This window comes from uncultured Aquincola sp., from assembly GCF_964001545.1.
Classification (GTDB): domain Bacteria; phylum Pseudomonadota; class Gammaproteobacteria; order Burkholderiales; family Burkholderiaceae_C; genus Aquincola.
In genome coordinates, this window is the sequence record NZ_CAXFDV010000075.1 from 20,085 (window position 1) to 27,736 (window position 7,652).

A 7,652-nucleotide genomic window follows, 5' to 3' on the forward strand; every position below is an offset into this window, starting at 1 on the left:
CCGGCTCATGCCGTTCGAGCCGCGCCGCCATGTCCGCCGATCCAGCAGTCCTCGGGTCCGATCCTGGCGCCGCGGCATTGGGCATGCCCGGAGCAGTGCCGGGCTGCGCCGCCTTGCACAAGCTGCCGGCCGCGGTGTTCCTGCTGCACCAGTCGGAGCTGGGCCACTGGAGTTTCCCTTTTGCCAGTGACGCGCTGCAGCGCATCTTCATGATTCCCGCGGCCCGCCTGGCCGCCGATGCGGGCGTGGTGGCCGGCAGCATTCCCCCGGAAGACCTGGCGCAGCTCAAGCGCCAGCTGGCGCAGGCGCTGGAACTGGGCCAGACCTGCCGTTGCCGGCTGCGCATCCGCCCGGCGGGTGTGCACCAGGGCTGGTACGAGCTGGTGGCCGCGCCCGAGCTGCTGCCCACCGGCGGCACCCTGTGGCACGGCCTGCTGACCGACGTGACCCACCAGCAGCGCCGCCAGGAAGAGCTGCGCACCCAGCAACGCCGCTGGCGCCAGGCGGTGCGGGTGGCCGACCTGGGCCTGGTGGAGTACGAGCCCGCCCAGGCCCGGCTGCGGCTGGACGAAGTGGCCTGCCGCCACCATGGCCTGGCCGCCACGCCCGCCTGGCTGCCGCTGGCCGACTGGCTGGCGCTGCTGGCGCCCGACGACCGCCTGCTGGGCCATGCGGCGCTGACCTCCACGCCGGTGGCCGGCGCGGTCGAGCGGCTGCACCTGCGGCTGCCACTGCCCGACGGCCGCCTGCAGACGCTGGAGCTGGTGCTGCAGCAGGCCGACGACGGCGACCTGCTGGTGGGCACCTGCCGCGTGGCCGAGGCCGAGCGTCTGCCCCAGGCCGTGCGGCCCGAAGCCGCACATGCCGCGCCGACGCTGCCGCACGATGCGCCGGCCACCGACGCCCACGCCGGCCACGGCAGCGAAGCCGCGCCGCTGCAGCTGCAGCCGCTGCAGCGCGAGTTCCTCTCGCGCATCAGCCATGAGCTGCGCACGCCGCTCAACGGCGTGCTGGGCTTTGCGCAGCTGATGGCGCAGGACCGGGCGGCGCCGCTGCCGGCCACGCAGCAGCAGCGGCTGGAAGTCATCCGCCAGTCGGGCGCGCGGCTGATGGGCATGATCGACCAGCTGCTGGACGTGCGCGGCCTGGAAGAAGGCCGCACCCTGCTGCGCCCCACCCCGCTGGACCTGCGCGAGCCGCTGCGCCGCTGCCTGGAACGGCTGGCCCCGCTGGCCCGCGAGCGCCAGGTGGAGGTGGTCGACGAAGTGCGGCGCGACACGCCGCTGCTGCTGGCCGATGGCGACGCGCTGGCCCGCGTGCTGGAGAACCTGCTGTCCAACGCGCTGCAGTACAACCGGCCCGGCGGCCAGGTGCACCTGCACCTGGCGCTGCGCGGCCGCCAGGCCATCCTGGCGGTGGAAGACACCGGCCGCGGCATGTCGCCGCAGCAGCTGTCGCGGCTGTTCGATCCGCTGCAGCGGCTGGATGCCCCCGGCCAGCCGGGCCAGGGCTGCGGCCTGGGCTTGGTGATCGCACGCCAGCTGGTGCAGGCGATGGACGGCAAGCTGCGGGTGCAGAGCAAGCCCGGTGTGGGCACGCGGGTGGAGCTGCAACTGCCGCTGGCCGAGCGCCGCGTGGCCACGCCGCCACCGCAGCCGCCGGCCGACCCGCGACAGCGCATCCTCTACATCGAGGACGACCCGGTGAACACGCTGCTGATGCAGCACCTGATCGAAGGCCAGCCCGGCTGGCGCCTGATCACCGCGGCCACCGGCACCCAGGGCCTGGCGCTGGCCCGCAGCGAACGGCCGGCGGTCATCCTGCTGGACCTGCACCTGCCCGACATCAGCGGCCAGCAGGTACTGCAGGCGCTGCGCGGCGATGCCCTCACCCGCGACATTCCCTGCGTGGCGGTGAGCGCCGATGCCCGCACCGACGCGGCGGCCGGGCGCGCGGCCGGCGGCTTCGATGCCCGCTGGAACAAGCCCATCGACGTGGACGAGGTGCTGGGCGGCCTGCGCAGCCTGCTGGCCGGCCCGCCGCCGCAACGCCTGCAAGGCCATGGCTGACCGCCGGTGGGGGACGCCGGCTTGAGCCGCGTGGGCGGCACCTACCGCAGCCTGTGGGCGGTGTGCGGGCTGTTGATCCTGGCCAGCTGGCTGGCCACCGGCGTGGCGCTGTGGCGCAGCCGCTCCGACGCCATCGGGGACTGGCGCAACTCGCTGGCCATCCAGTCGGCCATGGCCGCGCAGCATGCCGACCAGACGCTGGCCGCCGCCGACGCGGTGCTGGCGCGGGTGGTGCAGCAGGTGGCCGCGGCCGCGCCCGAGGACGAAGCCGCCTTCCGGCGCCTGGTGGGCTCACGCGCGATGCACGAGATGATCCGCGACCGCCGCAACGACCTGCCGCAGATCGACGTGGTGTCCATCACCGACGCCGAAGGCCAGCTGCTGAACTTCTCGCGCAGCTATCCGGTGCCCGACATCAGCCTGGCCGACCGCGACTACGTGGCCAGCCACCGGGCCGACCCTTCGCTGCAGGTGCACCTGTCGCAGCCGGTGAAAAACCGCGGCACCGGCACCTGGACCTTCTACCTCTCGCGCAAGCTCACCAGCCCCGACGGCGCGCTGCTGGGGCTGGCGCTGGTGGGCATCGAAAGCAGCTACTTCGAGTCGTTCTACGGCAGCCTGGGCATGGAATGGGACTCGACCGCCATCCTGCTGCTGCGCCGCGACGGCGAGCTGCTGGCCCGCATGCCGCACAACGAAGCCTTCATGGGCCGCAGCTTCCGCGAAGGCGCCACCTTCCGCTGGCTGCAGGCGCAGCAGGCGCTGAAAAGCAGCCGCGGCCAGCCGGTGCCCAGCACCGAGCTGCTGGCCTCGCCGCGCATCACCGACCCCAGCGACCAGCGCCTGCGCATCGTGGCGCCCAAGGTGTCGAGCCTGTACCCGATGGTGGTCAACATCATGGTCAGCGACACCTTGTTCCTGCGGCAATGGCGCTCCACCCGCCACTGGATCATCGGCAGCACGCTGGTGTTCAACCTGCTGGTGGTGGCCGCGGCGGCCTGGATCGTGCGGCTGGCGCGGCGGCGCCAGGAAACCCTGGCCGAGCTGGAGTCGGCCCGCCATGCGGCCGAGTCGGCCAGCCGCACCAAGTCGGCCTTCCTGGCCAACATGAGCCACGAGATCCGCACCCCGATGAACGGCGTGCTGGGCATGACCGAGCTGCTGCTGGACACGCCGCTGACCCCCCGCCAGCGCGAGCTGGCCAGCGCCGCCTACGGCGCCGGCACCTCGATGCTGCAGATCATCAACAACATCCTCGACATCTCCAAGATCGAGGCCGGCAAGCTGGAGCTGGAGTCGATCGACTTCAACCTGCACGGCCTGCTGAGCGAACAGTGCAGCCTGTTCCGCGAGGCGGCCCAGCGCAAGTCGCTGCGCCTGTCGCACCGGGTGGACCCGCGCCTGCCCGACCGCGTGCGCGGCGACCCGCTGCGCCTGGGCCAGGTGCTGAGCAACCTGCTGGGCAATGCCATCAAGTTCACCGAAGTGGGCGAGGTGCTGCTGACGGTGGAACTGCTGGACGAGGACGCGCAGGGCCACCGGCTGCGCTTTGCGGTGCGCGACACCGGCATCGGCATCGAGCCCGCGCTGCGCGAGCAGCTGTTCCAGCCCTTCGTGCAGGGCGATGGCTCCACCTCGCGCCGTTACGGCGGCACCGGCCTGGGGCTGGCCATCTCGCAGGAGCTGGTGATGCTGATGGGCGGCCGCGTGTCGGTGGACAGCATGCTGGGCGTGGGCTCCACCTTCGCTTTCGAGCTGCCGCTGGGCCGCGCCGCCGCCACCGACGAGCCGGCGGTGTCCGGCGCCACGCCGCCGCCCGCGGCGCGCCACAGCGCCAGCCTGGCCGGCCACCGGGTGCTGCTGGCCGAAGACAACCCGATGAACGTGATGGTGGCGCGCGCGATGCTGGAAAGCCTGGGCCTGCAGGTGGACGTGGCCAGCGACGGCGCGCAGGCGGTGGCGCTGGCCCTGCAGCCCGGCCCCGGCTACGACCTGGTGCTGATGGACTGCCAGATGCCCGAGATGGACGGCTTCGAGGCCACCCGCCACCTGCGGGCGCGCGGGCTGCGCATGCCGGTTGTGGCCCTGACCGCCAATGCCATGGCCGGCGACCGCGAGCACTGCCTGGCCCAGGGCATGAACGACTACCTGTGCAAGCCCTTCACCCGCGAGGCGCTGGCACAGCTGCTGCAGCGCTGGATCGCGCCGGCTGGCGATACGCTTTAGGCCATGAACCGCCTTGCCACCGAATGCCAGCGCCTTTTTCTGCCCACCCCCGCGCCTGACGCCGCACCGCCAGCCGACCCGGTGCAGGCCCTGGTCGATGCACAAGGCCGCGTGCGCGCCGCGGTGCTGGAAGTGGCCCGGCCGGCCGACTGGCAGGCGCTGTCGGCGGTGTGGCGCGGCGTGCAGGCCGATCTGGGCCTGCCCGAGCCCGCGGTGGCGGTCAACGGTCGCGACGGCCTGCAGCTGTGGTTCTCGCTCGCGCAGCCGGTGCCGCTGGCCCAGGCCCGGGCCTGGCTGGACGGCCTGCGCCGCCGCTACCTGGGCGAGCTGCCGCTGGCGCGTGTGGGCCTGCTGCCGCAGCCGGCCGCCGCGGGTGAGGCGCCGCACTGGGGCCAGGCCGCCGCGGTGCTGCGCCAGCAGCCCGAGGGCGACTGCTGGGCTGCCTTCGTCGCGCCCGACCTGGCGGCGGTGTTTGCCGACACGCCCTGGCTGGACCTGCCGCCCGGCGCCGAAGGCCAGGCCGAGCTGCTCAGCCGGATGCGCCCGATGCCCCACGCCGCCTTCACGGCGCTGCTGGCCGAATGGCGCCCGGCGGCCCCTCCACCGCCCGCCAGCCCGCCGCCCGCGGTCGGCGATGCCGCCCCTGCCGCCGACCTGGCAGCGCCTGAGCAGGCGCGCCAGTTCCTGCTGCGCGTGATGCACGACGACGGCGTGGCGATGGCCTTGCGCATCGAAGCGGCCAAGGCCTTGCTGGTCGCACCCGGCGCCCCCTGAAGGCCCGCGGCCGCCGCTGGGCCGAACGGACCGGCGGCCCCGATGCGTCGTCATCGCGGGGGCACATGAGGCCACCACACTCGATGCGCGCCCCGTGCGCCCACAAGACGACAACATCGAGGAGTTCCCATGTCTTTTGTACCCCTGCTGGCGGCCGCTGGTGCCGCGCTGCTGCTGGCCGCGCCGGCCCAGGCCGCTGCTGCCACCTGGTCGCTGACGCAGACCGACCGCTACGACTACTTCGACGCCAGCTTCACCGGCGTCTACCGCACCCAGGGCGTGGCCTTCAACGGCAACGAGTGGCTGTTCTCCTGGCAGTACGGCCTGGAGCGCACCGACCTCGGCTTCAAGTCGCTGCAGCGCACCGGCTCGGTGGAGCTGCCTTCGCTGAACATCAAGACCGGCATCCCGGCCGAGCTGGCGGCCCAGGGCTTCGACCACATCGGCGACATCGACGTGGCCAACGGCATCCTCTATGCGTCGCTGGACTCCGAAGCCGGCGACTACAAAAACGGCCACGTCGCCCTCTTCAACGCCAAGGACCTGAGCTACACCGGCAAGCTCTACCAGCTCAACGGTGCCCCCAGCAATCCGCACGACGACGTGGCCAGCTGGGTGGCGGTGGATGCCGCCGCCGGCCTGGGCTACGGCAAGGAATGGCGCAACGGCAACACCATCAACGTCTACAACCTCAGCGACTGGAGCTTCAGCCACACGCTGACGATGGATGCCTCGATCCGCAACATCCAGGGCGCCAAGGTGTTCGATGGCGCGATGTACATGTCGTCCCACAACGGCGACAAGTCGGTGTACCGGCTCGACCTGGCCAGCGGCCATGTGGAGGAGCTGTTCCGCCTGCCGGTGATGGCCGGCGCCCGCAACGAGACCGAAGGCATCGCGCTGCGCGCCCTGCCCGGCGGCGGCGCCGAGATGCTGGTGGAGATGATCGTCGAGCCCAACGGCAACGCGCTGGGCACCTACGTCAACGTCTTCCACTACACGCTGGCACCGGTGCCCGAGCCCGGTACCTATGCGCTGATGCTGGGTGGCCTGGCCGCACTGGGTGCCTTCGCCCGCCACCGCCGCAACCGGGGGTGAAGACAGGGCAGGCGTGACATGCGCATGACACATGCAGACGCCAAGCTGACGGAAAACGTCAGGAGGTTGCATGAAATCACGCTTGTCCCTGTCCGCGCTGGCCGCGGGCGCCCTGCTCTCCCTCGGCCTGGCCGGCCCTGCCTCGGCGGCCGGGCTGGACCTGGGCCGCTACAGCCTGTCCAGCACCTTTGCGCTGCCCACCAGCACCGCCTCGGAGTCGTCGGCCATCACCTGGAACTGGGACAGCGACACGCTGTTCGTGCTGGGTGACGAAGGCGACCACATCACCGAACTGAGCCGCAGCGGCCAGGTGCTGGGCAGCATGGCACTCAGCGGCTTCAGCGATACCGAAGCCCTGACCTACACCGGCAAGGGCGGCTTCGTCATCGGCGAAGAACGGCTGCAGGACGTCTACCAGCTCAGCTACCAGGCCGGTGCCACGGTGGCGCGCGGGTCGCTGAAGTCGGTGTCCCTGGGCCCGACGGTGGGCAACGTGGGGCTGGAGGGCATCTCCTTCGACCGCAGCAACGGCCAGTTCGTGACGGTGAAGGAAAAGAGCCCGCAGGCGGTGCAGTTCGGCAGCATCGACTTCGACAGCGGCACCCACACCATGACCTCGCTGTTCACGCCCAACCTGGGCGTGCTCGACCTCTCGGACGTGCAGGTGCTGCCAGGCAGCGGCAACCTGCTGATCTTCAGCCAGGAATCGAGCCGGCTGCTGGAGGTCTCGCGCAGCGGCATGGTGCTCAGCAGCCTGGACTTCAGCGCCATCAGCAGCAGCACCGAAGGCGTGACCATCACCGCCGACGGCACCATCTACCTGACCGACGAAACGCCCAACGTCTACGTCTTCAGCGCCGCGCCGGTGCCCGAGCCCGAGACCTATGCGCTGATGCTGGCCGGCCTGGCCGCCATCACCTGGCTGGCCCGTCGCCGCAGCGCCTGAACTCCCTCACTCACCCGTCTATACAACATGAAAACCACCCTCTCCCTGCTGCTGGCGCTGGCCGCGGGCACCGCACAGGCCGCACCGTCCGTCGCCATCACCGAATGGATGTACAAGGGCGGCGTCGGCGAATTCGTCGAGTTCACCAACCTGGGCAACGCGCCCGTCAGCCTGGTCGGCTGGAGCTTCGACGACGACAGCCGCCTGGCCGGTGTGCTCAACCTGTCGGCCTTCGGCACCCTGGCGGCCGGCGAATCGGTGCTGATCACCGAGACCGAGGCCGACGTGTTCCGCGCCGACTGGGGCCTGGCCGCCAGCGTCAAGGTGATCGGCAACTACACCAACAACCTGGGCAACGGCGACGAGATCAACCTGTTCAACGCCAGCGGCACGCTGGTGGACCGGCTGACCTACGACAAGACCACGGTGGTCACCAGCGAGGTCAGCGGCCGGCCGGGCAGCTTCACGGTGCTGGGCGCCAACCAGGTGTCGGGCTGGGTGTTGTCCGCCGTGGGCGACAGCGAAGGCTCGTGGCGCTC

At 71.5% G+C, this 7,652-nt stretch carries 6 protein-coding genes; all 6 read left to right on the plus strand.

The window, feature by feature from the left end; genetic code table 11:
* Window positions 1-83 precede the first annotated feature (83 nt).
* Complete coding sequence (locus ABNT58_RS02725; protein ID WP_348751977.1) at window positions 84-2,069, plus strand: ATP-binding protein; 1,986 nt, start codon at window positions 84-86, stop codon at window positions 2,067-2,069.
* A 6-nt stretch (window positions 2,070-2,075) separates the two neighbouring features.
* Window positions 2,076-4,295, plus strand: a complete 2,220-nt coding sequence (locus ABNT58_RS02730; RefSeq protein WP_348751978.1) for an ATP-binding protein — start codon at window positions 2,076-2,078, stop codon at window positions 4,293-4,295.
* A gap of 3 nt (window positions 4,296-4,298) precedes the next feature.
* On the plus strand, window positions 4,299-5,069 hold the full coding sequence (locus ABNT58_RS02735; RefSeq protein WP_348751979.1) for a hypothetical protein: 771 nt from the start codon (window positions 4,299-4,301) through the stop codon (window positions 5,067-5,069).
* A gap of 129 nt (window positions 5,070-5,198) precedes the next feature.
* Window positions 5,199-6,167, plus strand: a complete 969-nt coding sequence (locus tag ABNT58_RS02740) for a PEP-CTERM sorting domain-containing protein (RefSeq protein WP_348751980.1) — start codon at window positions 5,199-5,201, stop codon at window positions 6,165-6,167.
* Between the two features lie 70 nt (window positions 6,168-6,237).
* The gene (locus ABNT58_RS02745; RefSeq protein WP_348751981.1) at window positions 6,238-7,113 is read left to right on the plus strand and encodes an SdiA-regulated domain-containing protein; all 876 of its coding nucleotides are present in this window, start codon (window positions 6,238-6,240) and stop codon (window positions 7,111-7,113) included.
* 27 nt (window positions 7,114-7,140) lie between these two features.
* The coding region (locus ABNT58_RS02750; RefSeq protein ID WP_348751982.1) for a lamin tail domain-containing protein at window positions 7,141-7,652 on the plus strand (512 nt) is incomplete at its 3' end.